Genomic DNA, 16706 nt, shown 5'->3' with positions numbered 1-16706 from the left:
CCAGGCCCGCTCGATCTGCGAATGCATCCATGCCCGCTGGCGCAACTGGGACCTCAGGCAATTGACGGTGCGCGGCATCGAAAAGGTCCGAGCCGTCGTGCTCTGGTACGCCCTCACCAACAACATCCTGCAGGGACATCGCCTCGCCAACCCATAGCTGCGCCAAACCATAGCGGCGCGCAAATCCCGCCCCGCTCCACCGTCGAGGTCTTCAACATCCGCTACTTCGGATGCCGTCTACCCGAAAACCGAATTGGTTCTCAGGCTCTACGATATCGTGCTCTCTTTCGACGGAACGACGCTGTCATTCTGGGGCGATGCGATAGCATCGAACCCGGAATCCATTTCTCCCCCGCACCTGCGGCCCAATGGATTCCGGGCTCGTCCTTCGGACGCCCCGGAATGACTGCGGCGGTTTGTGGCGATAGGAAGGGGCAGGTTGGATCCGTCTGCCGCACCCGTTAATCTTCCCTTTAACACTGTCTCAATCCGCAATAATTATTGAGTTTGTTGGTACCCGCGTTTCCCGTTAAGGGAGCGTGTCGTCGGTTTGGCAAATTTTCGGCGATTTGGGGATTTTGATCCGCATGTGCGGCATTATCGGCATTCTCGGACGGGCACCGGTTGCGGAGCAGCTGGTCGATTCGCTCAAGCGACTTGAGTATCGCGGCTATGATTCCGCTGGTGTCGCCACGCTGGAGGGCGACCATCTGGTGCGGCGGCGCGCGGAAGGAAAATTGAAGAACCTGGAAGCGCGGTTGCACGCCGAGCCGCTCGATGGCCACACCGGCATCGGGCATACGCGCTGGGCGACGCATGGCCGGCCGACCGAGGGCAATGCGCATCCGCATGCGACGGACAATGTCGCTGTCGTCCACAACGGCATCATCGAGAATTTTCGCGAATTGCGCCAGGAGCTCGAGAAGCACGGCGCGAAATTCTCCAGCGAAACCGACACCGAGGTCGTCGCCCATCTCGTCAACTCCTACCTCCTGAAGGGCTATTCGCCGCAGGACGCGGTGAAGGCGTCGCTGCCGCAGCTCCGCGGCGCGTTCGCGCTGGCGTTCCTGTTCAACGGCCACAATGACCTCCTGATCGGCGCCCGCAAAGGTTCGCCGCTCGCGGTCGGGCATGGCGACGGCGAAATGTATCTGGGGTCGGACGCGATCGCGCTGGCGCCGTTCACCGATACGATCAGCTATCTCGAGGACGGCGACTGGGTGGTGCTGTCGCGCGACGTCGGCGTGATCTATGACGAGCATGGCGCGGTCGCCAACCGCGAGGTGCTGAAGTCAGGCGCATCGGCATTCCTGGTCGATAAGGCCAACTACCGCCACTTCATGGCCAAGGAAATCCACGAGCAACCGGAAGTGGTTGGCCACACGCTCGCCCGCTATATCGACATGGCGACCGAGCGGGTCACGTTGCCGGTCAAGCTGCCGTTCGATTTCAAGGATATCCAGCGCGTCTCGATCACCGCCTGCGGCACCGCGAACTATGCGGGCTATGTCGGGAAATATTGGCTGGAGCGGTTCTCGCGCCTGCCGGTCGAGATCGATATCGCGTCCGAATTCCGCTACCGCGAGGCGCCTTTGCGGAAAGGCGATCTTGCGATCTTCATCTCGCAATCCGGCGAGACTGCCGACACGCTGGCCGCGTTGCGTTACGCGAAAGAGCAGGGCGCGCATACGGTTTCGGTGGTGAACGTGCCGACCTCGACGATCGCGCGCGAGAGCGAGACCGTGCTGCAGACGCTGGCCGGTCCCGAGATCGGTGTCGCCTCGACCAAGGCCTTCACCTGCCAGCTCATGGTGCTGGCATCGCTCGCGGTCGCCGCCGGCAAGGCGCGCGGCGAACTGTCGGATGCGGACGAGGCCCGGCTCGTACACGGCCTCGTCGAGGTTCCCCGATTGATCGCGGCGGCGCTGACCACGGAGCCGCAGATCGAGAAGCTCGCACGCGAGATCTCCAAATCGCACGATGTGCTCTATCTCGGCCGCGGCACCAGCTATCCGCTTGCACTCGAGGGTGCGCTGAAGCTGAAGGAAATTTCCTACATCCACGCCGAGGGCTATGCCGCCGGCGAGCTCAAGCACGGGCCGATCGCGCTGATCGACGAGAACATGCCGGTCGTGGTGATCGCGCCTTTCGACAAGGTGTTCGAGAAGACCGTCTCCAACATGCAGGAAGTGGCCGCCCGCGGCGGCAACATCATCCTGATGACCGATGCCAAGGGGGCGGCGGAGGCGACCGTCGATTCCCTGGTCACGATCGTGCTACCGGACATGGCGGCGGCCTTTACGCCGATAGTCTATGCCGTTCCGGTGCAGCTCCTCGCCTATCATACCGCAGTGGTCATGGGCACGGACGTCGACCAGCCGCGCAACCTTGCGAAGTCGGTTACGGTCGAATAGCCGCAACCGCCCGGATTACGTTGGCCCTTCAAAAACCTGCTAGGATGGCTTAGCTGGGAGATTCTGGCTGCGCCCTGCGACCTGGAACCATAATGAGCCCCGAGAATCCGCCTCCGATCCCGCCCCCGGGCGAACACTCGCCAGACGGCCCGCGCGGCCTGATGGCCCGCTTTCGAAACTATTTCCTGACCGGGCTGATCGTCACGGGGCCAGTGGCGATCACCCTCTATCTGACCTGGTGGTTCGTGACCTGGGTCGACGGCCTGGTGCGACCGTTCGTGCCTTCGGCCTATCGCCCTGAAACTTACCTGCCATTCGGCGTGCCCGGTTCCGGGCTGGTCGTCGCGGTGATCGCGCTGACGCTGCTCGGTTTCCTTACCGCGAATTTGATCGGACGGACGCTGGTCGATCTCGGCGAGCGGCTGCTGGGGCGGATTCCGGCGGTGCGCGCGATCTATCGCGGCCTCAAGCAGGTGTTCGAGACGCTGTTCTCGGGCAACGGATCGAGCTTCCGCCGCGTCGGCCTGGTCGAATTTCCCTCGCCGGGCATGTGGTCGATCGTCCTGATCTCGCAATCGCCGAGCGCGAACATCGCGGCGAGTCTGCCGGGCCAGGAGGAACACATCTCGGTGTTCCTGCCATGCTCGCCGAACCCGACCACCGGATTCTTCTTCTACGTGCCGAAGAGCAAGATCATCGAGGTCGAGCTGAGCGCCGAGGATGCCGCGACATTGATCATGTCCGCCGGCGTCGTCCAGCCGGGCTCCGGCGATGCAAAGCGCGTCGCCGCGCTCGCCGGTGTCGCCAACGCCGCTCGCATCGCCAACTCCGCCTCCACGCTGCAGCCGAAGCCCGCGCCTGCGAAAGTGGAATAGGGCTCTCCCGATTTTGAAGGTGAGGCGAACTCGTGTTCGCCTTCGGATCGTTCTACAAGTGCGGTCTTACAAAACCCTTCAGGATCCATCATGTCCAATACGATCGCGATCCTCGCGCCGGGTGCCATGGGCAGCGCGGTGGCGCAACGCCTGGCCGAACACGGCGCCCGCGTCCTGACCTCACTTCACGGCCGGAGCGAAGCGAGCGCCAAACGCGCGGCGGCCGCCGGCATGGTGGCGGCCGATGAGGCCGATATCGCCGCTGCCGACATCATCTTGTCGATCGTGCCGCCCGGCGAGGCGATCGCGCTGGCCGAGCAGTTGGCGGCCAATATCGCGAAACACCGAACGAGACCTGTCGTCGTCGATTGCAATGCCGTCAATGTCGAGACGGTGCAGAAAGTCGCCGACATCATCGCGGCTTCCGGCGCGCGCTTCGTCGATGGCGCGGTCATCGGCTTGCCGCCGAAACCGGGCTCAGCCGGACCGGCATTCTATGTCTCGGGCGAACATGCGCAGGACCTCGCAGTGCTCAAGCAACTCGGTCTCGACTTGCGCATCGTCGAAGGGCCGGTCGGCGCTGCTTCCGCGCTCAAGATGTCCTATGCCGGCATCAACAAGGGCCTGACGGCCGTCGGCGCCGCCATGGTGCTGGCGGCCACGCGCGCGGGCGCCGCGGACGCGTTGCGCGACGAACTGGCACTCAGCCAGCCGCACATTTTGGCGCGGATCGGGAATGCGCTGCCCGATATGGTGCCGAAGGCGTATCGCTGGGTCGCCGAGATGCGCGAGATCGCCGCTTTCCTCGGCCCGGATCATCCCGCCAGTCTCGCCTATGAGGGATTCGCGCGGCTGTTCGAGCACATCGCTGCGGATGCGAGCGGCGCGGGCGAGGACGTCGCGAAGCTGCGGGCGTTCGCCGAGAGCTGCAAGGCTAAGAATAGCTAAAAAGCTACCACCGTCATTGCGAGGAGCGAAGCGACGAAGCAATCCATTGTCACCGCGTGCGTGGAGGCATGGATTGCTTCGCTGCGCTCGCGATGACGGGGTAAGAGCCAGTCAGATCAACGTGTCGTACAAATCTTTCCAATCCGGGTTCACAGCTTCAATCAGGGCGATCTTCTTCGCGCGGCTGCCGGCCTTGATCTGTTTTTCGCGCGCGATGGCGTCGAGCATGGTGTCGTGGAGTTCGTACCAGACCAGCACCTTGCAGCCGTACTTCGCCGTAAAGCCTTTTACGAGTCCTTCGCGATGCTCAAAGGCCCTCTTCGGCAGATACGATGTCACACCCGCATAGAGCGTTCCATGACGCTTGTTTGCGACGATGTACACGCACGGCTGTTTCATTCGTTCGCCCTCCACAACGCAAACTTACACCGTCATAGCGAGGAGCGAAAGCGACGAAGCAATCCATTGGCTTTCGAGAGCGCGGAAAGGTGGATTGCTTCGCTTGCGCTCGCAATGACGGCGGTTGGGGTTGCGCGGTCCTGCTGCCACAAACACCGTCATTGCGAGGAGCGAAGCGACGAAGCAATCCACGTCTCCGCTTGCCGTACCATGGATTGCTTCGCTGCGCTCGCAATGACGGGGAAGAACGTCACCCCGCGCCGATCAGCGGGATGGCTTCGTCACGTTCGAACAGGTAGAGCAGGCAGCGCAAGGCGTCGCCGCGCTCGCCTTTCAGCTTCGGATTGTCCTTCATGATGCGTAGCGCTTCGTCGCGGGCCTGCGCGATGAGCTGGCCGTGCACCTCAGGGCGCGCGATGCGGTAGCCTGGAAGGCCGCTTTGGCGGATGCCGAGCACGTCGCCTTCGCCGCGCAGCTTCAGGTCTTCCTCGGCGATACGGAAGCCGTCGGTGGTTTCGCGGATCACTTTAAGCCGCGCTTTTGCGATTTCGCCGAGCGGCTCCTGGTAGAGCAGCAGGCAGGTTGAGGCTTCCGAGCCGCGCCCGATCCGGCCGCGAAGCTGGTGCAGTTGCGCAAGCCCAAAGCGTTCGGCGTTCTCGATCACCATGATCGTCGCTGCCGGCACGTCGACGCCGACCTCGACCACGGTGGTGGCGACCAGCAGCGTGATCTCATGCGCTGCGAACTGCGCCATCACGGCGTCCTTCTCCGCGCCCTTCATCTGGCCGTGGACGAGGCCGACACTGTCGCCGAAACGCTTCTGCAGGCTCTCGAACCGCTTCGTCGCGTTGGTCAGGTGTTCGGTGCCTTCGGCTTCGGATTCCTCCACCAGCGGGCAGATCCAGTAGACCAGCTTGCCCGCCGTCAGCGCGCGGCCGACGGCGTCGATGACGTCGCTGATGCGGCTTGCCGGCACGGCGCGGGTATCGATCGGCTGGCGGCCGGCCGGTTTTTCTCGCAATTCGGAGATGTCCATGTCGCCGAAATAGGTGAGCACCAGCGTGCGCGGGATCGGCGTGGCGCTCAGCACCAACACGTCCACCGCTTCGCCTTTCGATGTCAGCGCCAGCCGCTCGCGCACGCCGAAGCGATGCTGCTCATCGACGATCGCAAGCGCCAGCGATTTGAAGATCACGTCGTCCTGGATCAGCGCATGGGTGCCGACCAAAAGATCGATCTCGCCGGCCTCGAGCCTGGCCAGCAATTCGCGCCGCTCCTTGCCCTTCTCGCGGCCGGTGAGGATCGCGACACGAAGACCGGCGCGCTCCGCTAGCGGGGCGATGGTCTTGATGTGCTGCCGCGCCAGGATTTCGGTCGGGGCCATCAGCGCGGCCTGCTTGCCGACTTCGGCGACGGCCGCGGCCGCGAGCAGCGCCACCACAGTCTTGCCGGACCCGACGTCGCCCTGCAGCAGGCGCAGCATGCGCAGCGGCTGGCGCAGATCTTCTGCAATCGCCGCCATAGCGGAGCGTTGCGAAGCCGTCAGTGCATAGGGCAGCGCGTCGATGATCTTGTTGCGCAGATGGCCGTCGCCGGCATTGCGGTCGCCGGCAGGCCGGCGGAGTTGGGCGCGGATCAGCGCCAGCGCCAATTGCCCGGCGAGCAGCTCGTCGAAGGCAAGGCGCGACCAGAACGGGCCGTCAGGCAGGATGTCGGTGAGCTCGACCGGCACATGGACACGCTGCAGCGCTTCCGCAATCGGCGGAAAGCTGCAGCGGCGCAGCACCTCCGGGCTGATCCACTCTGGCAATGCGGGCAGTTTCTGCAGCGCCTGCGCGATGGCACGGCGGAGCGAGCCGATCGCAAGTCCCTCGGTCAGCGGATAGACCGGATCGATGCCGGAGAGTTTTGCAAAACCTTCTTCGTCGACGACGCGGTCGGGATGCACGATCTGCGGGATGCCGTCGTACATCTGCAAGGTGCCGGAGACATAGCGCTTGGTTCCGACGGGAAGCAGCTTTTCGACATAGCCCGGCTGGGCGCGGAAGAAGGTGAGCACCACATCGGCGGTGTCGTCGCTGGCATAGACGAGATAGGGCGCACGCGAATTGCGCGGCGGGGCCGGGCGATGGCGGTCGATCGTGACCTCAAGCGTCACCATCGTGCCCGGAACCGCGTCGCGGATCTTCGGCCGCGCGCGGCGGTCGATCACGCTTGCGGGCAGATGCAGCAACAGATCGACCAGCCGCGGCGTCTCGCTGCGGTCGAGCAGATAGCGGAGCAGCTTGTCCTGCTTCGGCCCGACGCCTGACAGGCTCGTGACCGGCGCAAACAGGGGATTGAGCAGAGCAGGGCGCATTCAGGTCTTTCGTCGTGCGAGACGCGTCATGCGCGGACTTGATCCGCGCATCCATCTTCAAGAGAGGATGGATTGCCGGGTCAAGCCCGGCAATGACGGGAGGCGTTGATAATTGGGCACAAGAAGGGCTGACATCGGTCATCCCAGTCGCTATATCACCCCCGCCCGGCACGTCCGGGCTTTTGGCGTTTGGATGGATTTGGCGACATGACGGGAACGACACGGTCGAGCGGCGGGCTCGACGACCGCCGCAAGCGGCTATTGTTTCGCTGCTGGCATCGTGGCACCCGCGAGATGGACCTCATCCTCGGCCGCTTTGCGGACGCCGAAATCGGCAACCTCTCGGAGGCCGAACTGTCCGAACTGGAGCATCTGCTCGAGGTGCCCGATCCCGACCTCTATGCCGCGCTGATCGGCGACAGGCCGCTTGACGAGGCAGGGGCGCTGTTTGCCCGCATCAAGGCGTTTCGCGCGGTGGAACACGACACATGAAACCACAAGCCAAATCGCCCGCCGCGCTGCTGGCCCCCGGGCGCGCGGTGACCTTTGCCAATGTCGCGGAGGGGGCCGAGGGGCTCATTGTCGCCGATCTCGCGCGCGCGATCGCGGCGAAGCCGAAGCGGCCGGCGGTCAGCCTTGCCGTGGTGTGCCGCGACGGGGCGCGGATGCAGCAGCTTGCCCGCGCACTGGAATTCTTCGCGCCCGATCTTGCCGTGATGCAGTTCCCGGCCTGGGACTGCCAGCCCTATGACCGTGTCTCGCCGCATGGTGGCGTCCTGGCGCAGCGCCTGACCACGCTGGCACGACTGTCGCGGCTCGCCGGCAGCGACAAGCCTCTGATCGTGCTGACCACCGTGAACGCCATCGTGCAGCGGGTGCCGGCGCGCGAGGTGGTGGCGGCGCAGGCGCTGTCGGTCGCGCCGGGCCATGTCGTGCCGATGGACTCGATCGTCGCCTGGCTTGAGCACAACGGCTATACGCGCTCCTCCACCGTGCGCGAGCCCGGCGAATATGCGGTGCGCGGCGGCATCCTCGACCTGTTTCCGGCCGGGCTCGAGCAGCCCGTGCGCTTCGATTTCTTCGGCGATTCCCTGGAGTCGATCCGCACCTTCGATGCCGAGACCCAGCGTACGCTCCTGGACATGCGCGGGCTCGATCTGGTTCCGGTCTCGGAATTCCAGCTCACCACGGAGACCATCCGCCGCTTCCGGATGGGCTATGTCGCCGCCTTCGGCGCGCCGGAGCGCGACGATGCGCTGTATGAAGCCGTCACCGAAGGCCGCCGCCATCCCGGCATGGAGCACTGGCTGCCGCTGTTCCAGGAGCGGATGGACACGTTGCTCGACTATCTCGACGGCGCGCCGATCGCGATCGAGCCGCAGGGCGAGGACGCCGCGCGCGAGCGCTTCAAGCAGATTGTCGACTACTATGACGCGCGGCGCGAGGCGATGGAGCATCCCGGTGGCGGCGCGATCTACAAGCCCCTGCCGCCGGACCAGCTCTATCTCACCGAGGCAGAATGGACGCAGCGCCTGAACGATGGCGCACTGGCGCGGCTGACGCCGTTTGCCGTGCCCGAAGGCAGCACGGAGGTGTTCGACGCCGGCGCGCGGCAGGGCCGCAACTTCGCGCCGGAGCGCGCCGATACCTCCATCAACGTGTTCCAGGCCGTCGCCGCCCATGTGCAGGCCCTGCAGGCGCAGCGCAAGAAGGTGGTGATTGCGTTGTGGAGCGAGGGCTCGCGCGACCGCATGGGCTCGATGCTTCAGGACCACAAGCTCCACAATGTCACCAACGTCAACACCTGGCGCATGGTGCAGGCGACCCCGCGCAACGAGGCAATGCTCGCTGTGCTCGGCATGGAATCGGGCTTCGAGACCGACGATGTCGCAGTCATCAGCGAGCAGGATATCCTGGGCGACCGCCTGGTGCGGCCGCGCAAGGCACATCGCAAGCTCGACAACTTCATCTCGGAGGTCACGAGCCTGTCGGCCGGCGATCTCGTCGTCCATGTCGAGCACGGCATCGGCCGCTTCGTCGGCCTGCAGACGCTGGAGGTCGGCGGCGCGCCGCATGACTGTCTCGAGCTGCATTATGCGGCGGAGACAAAACTGTTTCTGCCGGTCGAGAACATCGAGCTGCTGTCGCGCTACGGCTCCGACAGCGCCAATGTCGAATTGGATCGTCTCGGCGGCACTGGCTGGCAGGCGCGCAAGGCGAAACTGAAGAACCGCATCCGCGAGATCGCGGGCGAATTGATCAAGATCGCGGCCGAGCGCATGCTGCATGAAGCGCCGAAGATGCCGGTGCAGCCGCATGTCTATGACGAGTTCTGCGCGCGCTTCCCCTATGAGGAGACCGAGGACCAGCTCGGCGCGATCAACTCGACGCTGAAGGACCTCGAGAGCGGCCGCCCCATGGACCGGCTGATCTGCGGCGATGTCGGCTTCGGCAAGACCGAAGTGGCGCTGCGCGCGGCATTTGCGGTCGCGCTCGACGGCAAGCAGGTTGCGGTGGTGGTGCCGACCACGCTGCTCGCGCGCCAGCACAGCAAGACCTTTGCCGAGCGCTTCCGCGGCTTCCCGGTCAATGTCGCGCAGGCCTCGCGGCTGATCCCGACAAAGGAGCTGACGCAGGTCAAGAAGGGGCTCACTGACGGCAGCGTCGATGTCGTCGTCGGCACCCATGCGCTGCTTGGCAAGTCGATCAAGTTCAAGGACCTGGGCCTTTTGATCGTCGACGAGGAACAGCATTTCGGCGTCGGCCACAAGGAGCGGCTGAAGCAGCTCCGGGCGCAGGTGCATGTGCTGACGCTGTCCGCGACGCCGATCCCGCGCACGCTGCAGCTTGCACTGACCGGCGTGCGCGAGCTCTCGATCATTGCCTCGCCTCCGGTCGACCGGCTCGCGGTGCGTACCTTCGTCGCGCCGCATGATCCCTTGATGATTCGCGAGGCGCTGCTTCGCGAGCGTTATCGCGGCGGGCAGGCGTTCTATGTGGTGCCGCGGATCGAGGATCTCGCTGGTGTCAAGGACTTCCTCGACAAGAACGTGCCGGAGATGAAGGTCGCGGTGGCGCACGGCCAGATGCCGCCGACCGTGATCGAGGACATCATGTCGGCGTTCTACGACGGCAAATACGACATCCTGCTGTCGACCACGATCGTCGAGTCCGGGCTCGATATCCCCAATGCCAACACGCTGATCGTGCATCGCGCCGACATGTTCGGCCTTGCCCAGCTCTATCAGCTCCGCGGCCGCGTCGGTCGCTCGAAGCTGCGGGCCTATGCGCTGTTCACGCTGCCGGCGCAGCAGAAGATCACGGCGCAGGCCGAACGGCGGCTCAAGGTGCTGCAGTCGCTGGAGACGCTGGGCGCGGGCTTCCAGCTCGCGTCGCACGACCTCGACATCCGCGGCGCCGGCAATCTGCTCGGCGAAGAGCAGTCCGGTCACATCAAGGAAGTCGGCTTCGAGCTCTATCAGTCGATGCTGGAGGAGGCGATCGTCAACCTCAAAGCCGGCGTCGCCGAGCCTGCCGCCGACCGCTGGTCGCCGCAGATCACGATCGGCATGCCCGTGCTCATTCCGGAGGATTACGTTAACGATCTTTCGGTGCGGCTGTCGCTGTACCGGCGGCTCGCAGATCTCGACACCGAAGAGGAGATCGACAATTTCGCAGTCGAGATGCGCGACCGCTTCGGCGTGCTGCCCGACGAGGTGCGCTATCTGTTCAAGGTCGCCACCATCAAGGCCTATTGCCGCCGCGCCAATGTCGAGAAGGTCGATGCCGGTCCGAAGGGCGCCGTGATCTCGTTCCGCGACAATGCCTTTGCCCAACCCGACCGCCTGGTTGCCTTCATCCGCCAGCATGGCCAGGCCGCCAAGGTGCGGCCCGACATGAAGGTCGTGTTCTTCCAGGAATGGAAGACTCCGGAGGAACGGCTTGCAGGGACAACGGAAATCCTGCGGCAACTTGCCAATCTCGCCGAGAACAAGAAGGCGGCGTAAGCTCGCCCTCCTGGTTACGGGATGCCGGTCGCGCAGCGCGGCCGATCCCGAGCTTTTGAGACAATAGCTGGCTGTTAATATTACTGCTTAACTACCAGTTAAGTATGCGTTGGCGGCACCAAAGCGCATGGCCTAGCGTGCGCCGAGTGCGGCTCCGTAATTGGCGAGTTGGTGCGTACCATGAGCTATCGAATCTGTGGCGCGTTGATCGCGTCTGTTGGCGCAGCAGCGCTTCTGTTCGCTGCGAATGATGCATCCGCGAGGTCGGGAGGAGCAGCGCGCGCCGGGGTTGCTTCGGCGCCGTCGGTTGTGCGCGGGCACGTTGGTCCTGCGTTCCGGCCGCATCGGCGAGGCTTTGTCGGTGGCTTCTGGCCGGGCACAGCAGGCTATTTCGATGCGCCAGCGGTCGGCGAAGGCATCGCCGGCATGCCGCAATCGCAATCGGTCTCGGGCGACTTCCGCAACACCTACACCTATGACGTCCCTTGGGACTGGGCCCATCGCTATCCGCCAATGGTTGAACCTTCCGATCGACCCTATGTCTCGAGCTGCCCCTCGGAGAGCGTGACGGTCCCCGGACGGCGCGGCGGAGAGCAGACCGTCAACATCATGCGGTGCTACTGACCAAGAAGCTTACGCCTGCGCCTGGCCGCCCCACGCATCGAGGCCGAGCTTCCAGAGCGGCGGCAGATCGGCGAAAGGCGGTGTGGTGTGGGCGATGACGATGGCCGCACGGCGGCTGTCCGAGTCGATCTTGCTGTTGATCGCCTTGACGTACGCCTTGATCGTGTCGACGCCGACATCGAGGATACCGGCGATCTCGTCGTTCGACTTTCCCAGCGCAATCCACGATGCCACGTCGATCTGACGCGGCGTGGCGCGGGGAACGCCAGCCGCAGCCGATCGGCTGGAGTGAGCTTGGCGAGCGTGCGCTCCTGCGCCTGCCGATAGCTTCGCAGAATGTGCGGACGGGAACGTTTCAAGACGGTCGCACTCCAAATCGCTGAAGGGCGGGCGATTGAGCACACGATGGCCGACGATCGTGACCACATAGTCTTGATGCTGCAGCACGATTGCCATCATCCGACGGGCGCCTGACGGCAGGAACGCTTCCCTGGCCATGGGGAGTTCGACGTATTCGTCATCGGTGAAGAAATCCGAGTCGCGCAGCGCGCGCTCGCCGTAAAAGTCAGGATCATACTGCCAGAACGGGTGCGAGTGCCGGTGACGGGCAAAAGCCTGCATCGCGCACCCATCTTTTCAACATCGTCTTCGACCGAAACCAACGCGCGAAAATCCTGACTCGCGTGATGGAATTCGGTGAAGCTTACAACTTCCGCGTCGATCAGACGACTGACGTTCGTGAACAGCAAGTCGGGTAGCGCGTGGAGATCGGGTTCCGATTCGTAAAGGCGGATGATTTCGGTGTCGAGCTACCGTCCCGGTTGCCCATGGGATTCTGCGTTGCAGTTTCTGGTTGGAATTGAATCTATTTGCGCGAGATTTGCGGCGATCGAGAACCCAATCTGTTGCAGCAAAGTCTCGCTCGTTTTTCTTAACGCTCACGCCACCGCCTGTATACCTTGCGGTCAGTAGTCAGATCGTGATTCATCGAAGACTGTTTGGGTGCGTGCGTTGTTTCCTCGGCGTCGTTGAGGAGCCAGCGTAAGTATGAACGTTGCTGAAGTCCAATGTCGCGAACTTTCGCGCGAACATCGGCATCGGTGATGGGCAAGTCGCCGCACAGGTTGACGTGATCAGAAGTCGTGCAAATGGCTTTGCGGCAACCACAGGCGCGTGCGGAAAATTGGTAGTGTCGTGGGGGCTGCAATGACGTGGAAATGTTCGGACCGCCAGTCGCGGGGCCACGATTGTCATCGCCGGCACGTTCGGCGCGTCATGCGCGTCGGTTCCACCGCTTTTTGTGTGGTTGTCGGCTTCACCATGGCGGCGTGGGCTGACGGAGGTCAGGGCGGCCCCGGGTTCGGCTGGACCCCTGGGGGTGGCGGCGCTGGTTACACCGGGAATCCAGGCCATAGCGTACGTGCTGATTCGCTCGCTGGCGGCGGCGGCGGCGGCGCGGGGGGCGGTGACGGTGGTAGTGCGTACGGCGGTCTTCCTGGTGGCACCGGAGGTACGGCGGGCGATCCGAACGGCCATGACGGACAGACCGGCCTCCTGGGCGGAAGCGGCGGTGGCGGCGGATACAATGGCAACGGCGCCGGCACAACGATTCTGACCAACACTGGGACGATGGTCGGCGGCCGAGGCGGCAAGGGCGGCGACGCCAATTCGGGGGGCGCGGGCGGCGGCGGCGGTGGCGGGGCAGGCGGGTACGGAGCGGTGATCACCGGCAACGGCGCCAGCAGCAATAGCGGGACCATCACCGGTGGCAGTGGCGGCGACGGCGGCAAGTCGGGAATTTACGGTGGTCCCCCGTATCCTGACACCGGCGGTGGTGGCGGCAGCGGTGGCGTGGGCGTTCAATTCAGTGCCGCAGGTGCCGGCTTCACCAACACCGGGACAATCGCTGGGGGCACCGGCGGGACGGCCGGCGCAGCCGTCGGCGCTGGAGGTGGTGGCGTCGGAGGCGCTGGCGGTGCCGGCCTTGTCGGGGCCGCACTTTCGGTTGTCAACATTGGCAACATCACCGGCGGCATAGGCGGCAGCGGCGCCGTGGGATATGGCGGCGTCCTGGCTCCCGCTGGGACCGGCGGCGCTGGCGTGTCTCTGAGTGCCGCCTCGTCGCTCGACAACCGCGGCATCATTCGCGGCGGTCTCGGAGGCGGCAGCGGTGGGGCGGGGCGCAGTGGTGGCGGAGCCGGTGCCATTCTGTCGGGTTCATCCCTCAGCAACACAGGATCGATCATCGGGGGAGATGGCTGGAGCGGCGGCACCCTTGGCGGCGGCGCCGGCATCGTCGGCACGGATGCCACTGTCATCAACAACGGCACGATTTCAGGCGGCTTGTCCAACGACGGCGTGACACGTGCCAATGCTCTCACGTTTCTTGGTGGGGCAAACACACTCATCTTCGGCAGTTCGACGCCGGGCCTGACCGGCAATATTGCAATCCAGGCCGGCACGCTGACGTTTGACCAATCCCCGGACATCACGCTCAGCAATGTGATCACCGGAGGCGGTGCTCTCATCAAGGCCGGTTCGAAGACCCTGGTTCTCAACGGCCAAAGCACCTACACCGGTCCAACCACCGTCAATGCCGGCAAGCTCGTGGTCGGCGATGACAACCACGCCGGCGCGAGCCTCGCCAGCACCGTCACTGTGAACGGCGGCGGCACGCTCGGCGGCATCGGTACCATCGGCGGCCTCGCTGTTGCGAATGGCGGCGCCGTCGCGCCCGGCAATTCGATCGGCACCCTGAACGTCGCCGGCAATGTCAGCTTCGCGGCGGGCTCGATCTACCAAGTCGAGACCAATGCGGCCGGCCAATCCGATCGGATTGTCGCTACCGGGACCGCAAGCCTCACGGGGGGCACCGTGCTGGCGCTGGCGCAGAGCGGAATCTTTTCGCCGCAGACAGTCTACACCATCCTCACCGCGAACGGCGGCGTCACCGGCACATTTGCGGATGTCAGCAGCAGCCTCATCTTCCTGACGCCGACGTTGAGCTACGGTGCCAACGACGTATTCCTGAGATTCGCCCGCAGTAGCACCGCATTCCCCGACGTCGCGGAGACCCCGAACCAGCGCGCGGCGGCCAACGCCTTGCAGGAGAGTTCACTGACCAGCCCGCTGGTGACTGCCGTGCTCAATCAGAGCGCGGCCGGCGCGCGGCAGGCGTTCGATGCGCTGTCAGGCGAGGTGCATGCCAGCGCGCAGACCGCGATGCTCGACGATTCCCGCTATGTGCGCGAGGCTGTGCTCGGGCGACTACGGCAAGCTTCATTCGCCGGCGATGCGGGTCCGATGGCCGCGCTCACCTCGGGGGGACCGCAATTGGCCGCGATGGACGCGACGTCGGTCAGTTCCGCGCTCGCCTATGCGGGGGCGCAGAAATCGGCTTTCCCGATGAAAGCGCCGCCCGCAGTGCCCGCGCGGCTTCCCGAGACGGCGTTCTGGGCGCAGGGCGTCGGCGCCTGGGGCCGGCTCGACGGCAACGGCAATGCCGCAGGCATGACGCGCGATCTTGCCGGCTTCTTCAGCGGCGTCGATCATCGCTTCGCTCCCAACTGGATCGTGGGCATCGCCGGCGGCTACACCAGTTCAACCGTCCGCGTCAGCGACCGGACGAGTTCCGCTGATGTCGAGACCGCCCATCTCGCCGGTTATGTCGGTGCGACCTACGGTGCGCTCAGCCTGCGCGGCGGTGCGGCGACAAGCTTCAGCACGCTCGATACCAGCCGTTCGATCGTCTTCCCGAACTTCTTCGACACCGCGCGCGCCCGCTACGACGCCACCACGGCGCAGGTGTTCGGCGAGGTGGGTTATGGGCTGACCGTCGGACAGGTTGCGCTCGAACCGTTTGCGGGGCTCGCCTGGGTCCATCTCGACACCAACAGTTTCAATGAGACCGGCGGTAGCGGCATCGCCGCGTTGCTCGGCTCCGGCACCAAGGAAGACGTCGGCTACTCGACGCTCGGCGCGCGCATCGCCACCAGCTTCCTGCTGACGAACGGCATGTCGCTGACGCCGCGCGCCTCGGTGGCGTGGCAGTACGCGGTCGGTGATGTCACCCCGACGGCGGCGCTGGCGTTCCAGAGCACGGGCGCGAACTTCATGGTCGCGGGCGTGCCGCTCGCGCGCAACGCGGCGCTGGTCGAAGGCGGGCTCGACCTGCGGGTCACGCCGCAAGCCAGCGTCGGCATCTCCTATGTCGGCCAGCTCGCGGACCGCGTGCAGGATCATTCGGTCAAGGGCAGCTTCTCCTGGAGATTCTAGAGCCCGATCCGGAAAGGTAGAAACCGGCTTTCCCTCGCGACAACGCGAAGCGTTCGCGCGGAGATCATGATCTAGGAGCGCACTAAAGCGCGATGAGATGAGGATGAATCATCATCGCGCTTTAGGTTATTGTTTGAGCATGATCTTTTCGGAAAACCGCTTCACACTTTTCCGGATCATGCTCTAGCGCGCCCGGTTGGCGGAGGCCTGGGCGTCGAGGTAGCAGGGCCGGAACATGGCCTGCAGGGCCTTGCCGCGCAGGAAGATCATCCTCGGGGTGAGGCCGCCGCGGGAGGCGATCCAGCGGCGGATCGAGGTCGGGTACATCGAGTACAGCATCTGGGTCGCTTCGGGATTGGTGATGGCGCGGCCGTTGGCGCCGAAATCCCATGCAGCGTGGAAACCGAGATTGGCATGCGAGGTGACGCAGATCCGATTATGCGGAACCGCACCCAGCACGATGGTGCAGGCCGATGCGCAGAGGCCGTCGATGATGACGGTTTCGCCGGAACTGCGAAGGCCTTGATATCTGTCGACGTAAGTGCCGATCCTGCCGCCACGATCGTCGGCGATCCGCACCACCGCATGCGAAGCCCCCATACCCGCCAGCAGGAGAACCGCCGCGAGCAACCCCGTCATCAACTTCATGGCCTGCCCCAGTCGAATATCGAATCCGTTGATCTTAGTGATGCAAGACTTTGGCCAGCGTGTTGCGGGTCTGGATTTTTGTCCAGCCGTCACAGCTCGATCAAAACAAATTCAAATCGAGTGTTGCGCACACGCTGCAGTTTGCGGATGAGAGGTC

At 64.5% G+C, this 16706-nt stretch carries 11 protein-coding genes and 1 pseudogene; 8 read left to right on the top strand and 4 right to left on the bottom strand.

Annotation, left to right across the window (positions count from 1 at the left end; translation table 11 throughout):
* The 4 genes and pseudogenes from YY7_RS60250 to YY7_RS0112230 form a co-directional block, all read left to right on the top strand.
* Positions 1-157 (top strand): annotated as a pseudogene (locus YY7_RS60250) (IS5/IS1182 family transposase); the annotation flags it as partial.
* Positions 158-587: 430 nt separating this feature from the next.
* Positions 588-2414, top strand: a complete 1827-nt coding sequence (gene glmS / locus YY7_RS0112240; RefSeq protein ID WP_028163495.1) for a glutamine--fructose-6-phosphate transaminase (isomerizing) — start codon at positions 588-590, stop codon at positions 2412-2414.
* 92 nt (positions 2415-2506) lie between these two features.
* The gene (locus YY7_RS0112235) at positions 2507-3289 is read left to right on the top strand and encodes a DUF502 domain-containing protein (protein WP_028163494.1); all 783 of its coding nucleotides are present in this window, start codon (positions 2507-2509) and stop codon (positions 3287-3289) included.
* Positions 3290-3379: 90 nt separating this feature from the next.
* A complete protein-coding gene (locus YY7_RS0112230; RefSeq protein ID WP_028163493.1) occupies positions 3380-4237 on the top strand; it encodes an NAD(P)-dependent oxidoreductase in 858 nt (285 codons plus the stop codon).
* Positions 4238-4348: 111 nt separating this feature from the next.
* Here the strand turns inward: YY7_RS0112230 and YY7_RS0112225 are convergent, their stop codons facing one another.
* Positions 4349-4636 carry a GIY-YIG nuclease family protein gene (locus tag YY7_RS0112225; RefSeq protein ID WP_028163492.1) on the bottom strand — a complete coding sequence of 96 codons (288 nt, stop codon included), beginning with the start codon at positions 4634-4636 and terminating at the stop codon, positions 4349-4351.
* A gap of 250 nt (positions 4637-4886) precedes the next feature.
* Entirely contained in the window at positions 4887-6995 is a 2109-nt protein-coding gene (gene recG / locus YY7_RS0112220) for an ATP-dependent DNA helicase RecG (protein WP_028163491.1), read from the bottom strand.
* A 207-nt stretch (positions 6996-7202) separates the two neighbouring features.
* Between recG and YY7_RS0112215 the strand changes: the two genes are divergently transcribed.
* The 3 genes from YY7_RS0112215 (at position 7203) to YY7_RS0112205 (ending at position 11626) form a co-directional block, all read left to right on the top strand.
* Positions 7203-7487, top strand: coding sequence for a succinate dehydrogenase assembly factor 2 (locus YY7_RS0112215; protein WP_028163490.1), 285 nt, complete (start codon positions 7203-7205; stop codon positions 7485-7487).
* Complete coding sequence (gene mfd / locus YY7_RS0112210; RefSeq protein ID WP_028163489.1) at positions 7484-11002, top strand: transcription-repair coupling factor; 3519 nt, start codon at positions 7484-7486, stop codon at positions 11000-11002. Before YY7_RS0112215 ends, mfd begins: the two co-directional genes overlap by 4 nt.
* 180 nt (positions 11003-11182) lie before the next feature.
* Positions 11183-11626, top strand: a complete 444-nt coding sequence (locus tag YY7_RS0112205) for a hypothetical protein (RefSeq protein ID WP_028163488.1) — start codon at positions 11183-11185, stop codon at positions 11624-11626.
* Between the two features lie 9 nt (positions 11627-11635).
* Here the strand turns inward: YY7_RS0112205 and YY7_RS51445 are convergent, their stop codons facing one another.
* On the bottom strand, positions 11636-12247 hold the full coding sequence (locus tag YY7_RS51445; RefSeq protein ID WP_245287261.1) for a helix-turn-helix transcriptional regulator: 612 nt from the start codon (positions 12245-12247) through the stop codon (positions 11636-11638).
* 654 nt (positions 12248-12901) lie between these two features.
* Between YY7_RS51445 and YY7_RS56485 the strand changes: the two genes are divergently transcribed.
* Entirely contained in the window at positions 12902-15901 is a 3000-nt protein-coding gene (locus YY7_RS56485; RefSeq protein ID WP_028163487.1) for an autotransporter outer membrane beta-barrel domain-containing protein, read from the top strand.
* Between the two features lie 183 nt (positions 15902-16084).
* On the opposite strand, the gene YY7_RS0112190 is transcribed toward YY7_RS56485, so the two are convergent.
* Positions 16085-16549, bottom strand: a complete 465-nt coding sequence (locus tag YY7_RS0112190; RefSeq protein ID WP_028163486.1) for a hypothetical protein — start codon at positions 16547-16549, stop codon at positions 16085-16087.
* Between the last annotated feature and the right edge of the window lie 157 nt (positions 16550-16706).

The organism is Bradyrhizobium elkanii WSM2783 (genome assembly GCF_000472865.1).
In the GTDB taxonomy this organism is placed as follows: Bacteria; Pseudomonadota; Alphaproteobacteria; order Rhizobiales; family Xanthobacteraceae; genus Bradyrhizobium; species Bradyrhizobium elkanii_A.
The sequence above is the reverse complement of the archived record's forward strand: the minus strand, read 5'-3'. Positions and strand labels throughout refer to the sequence as shown.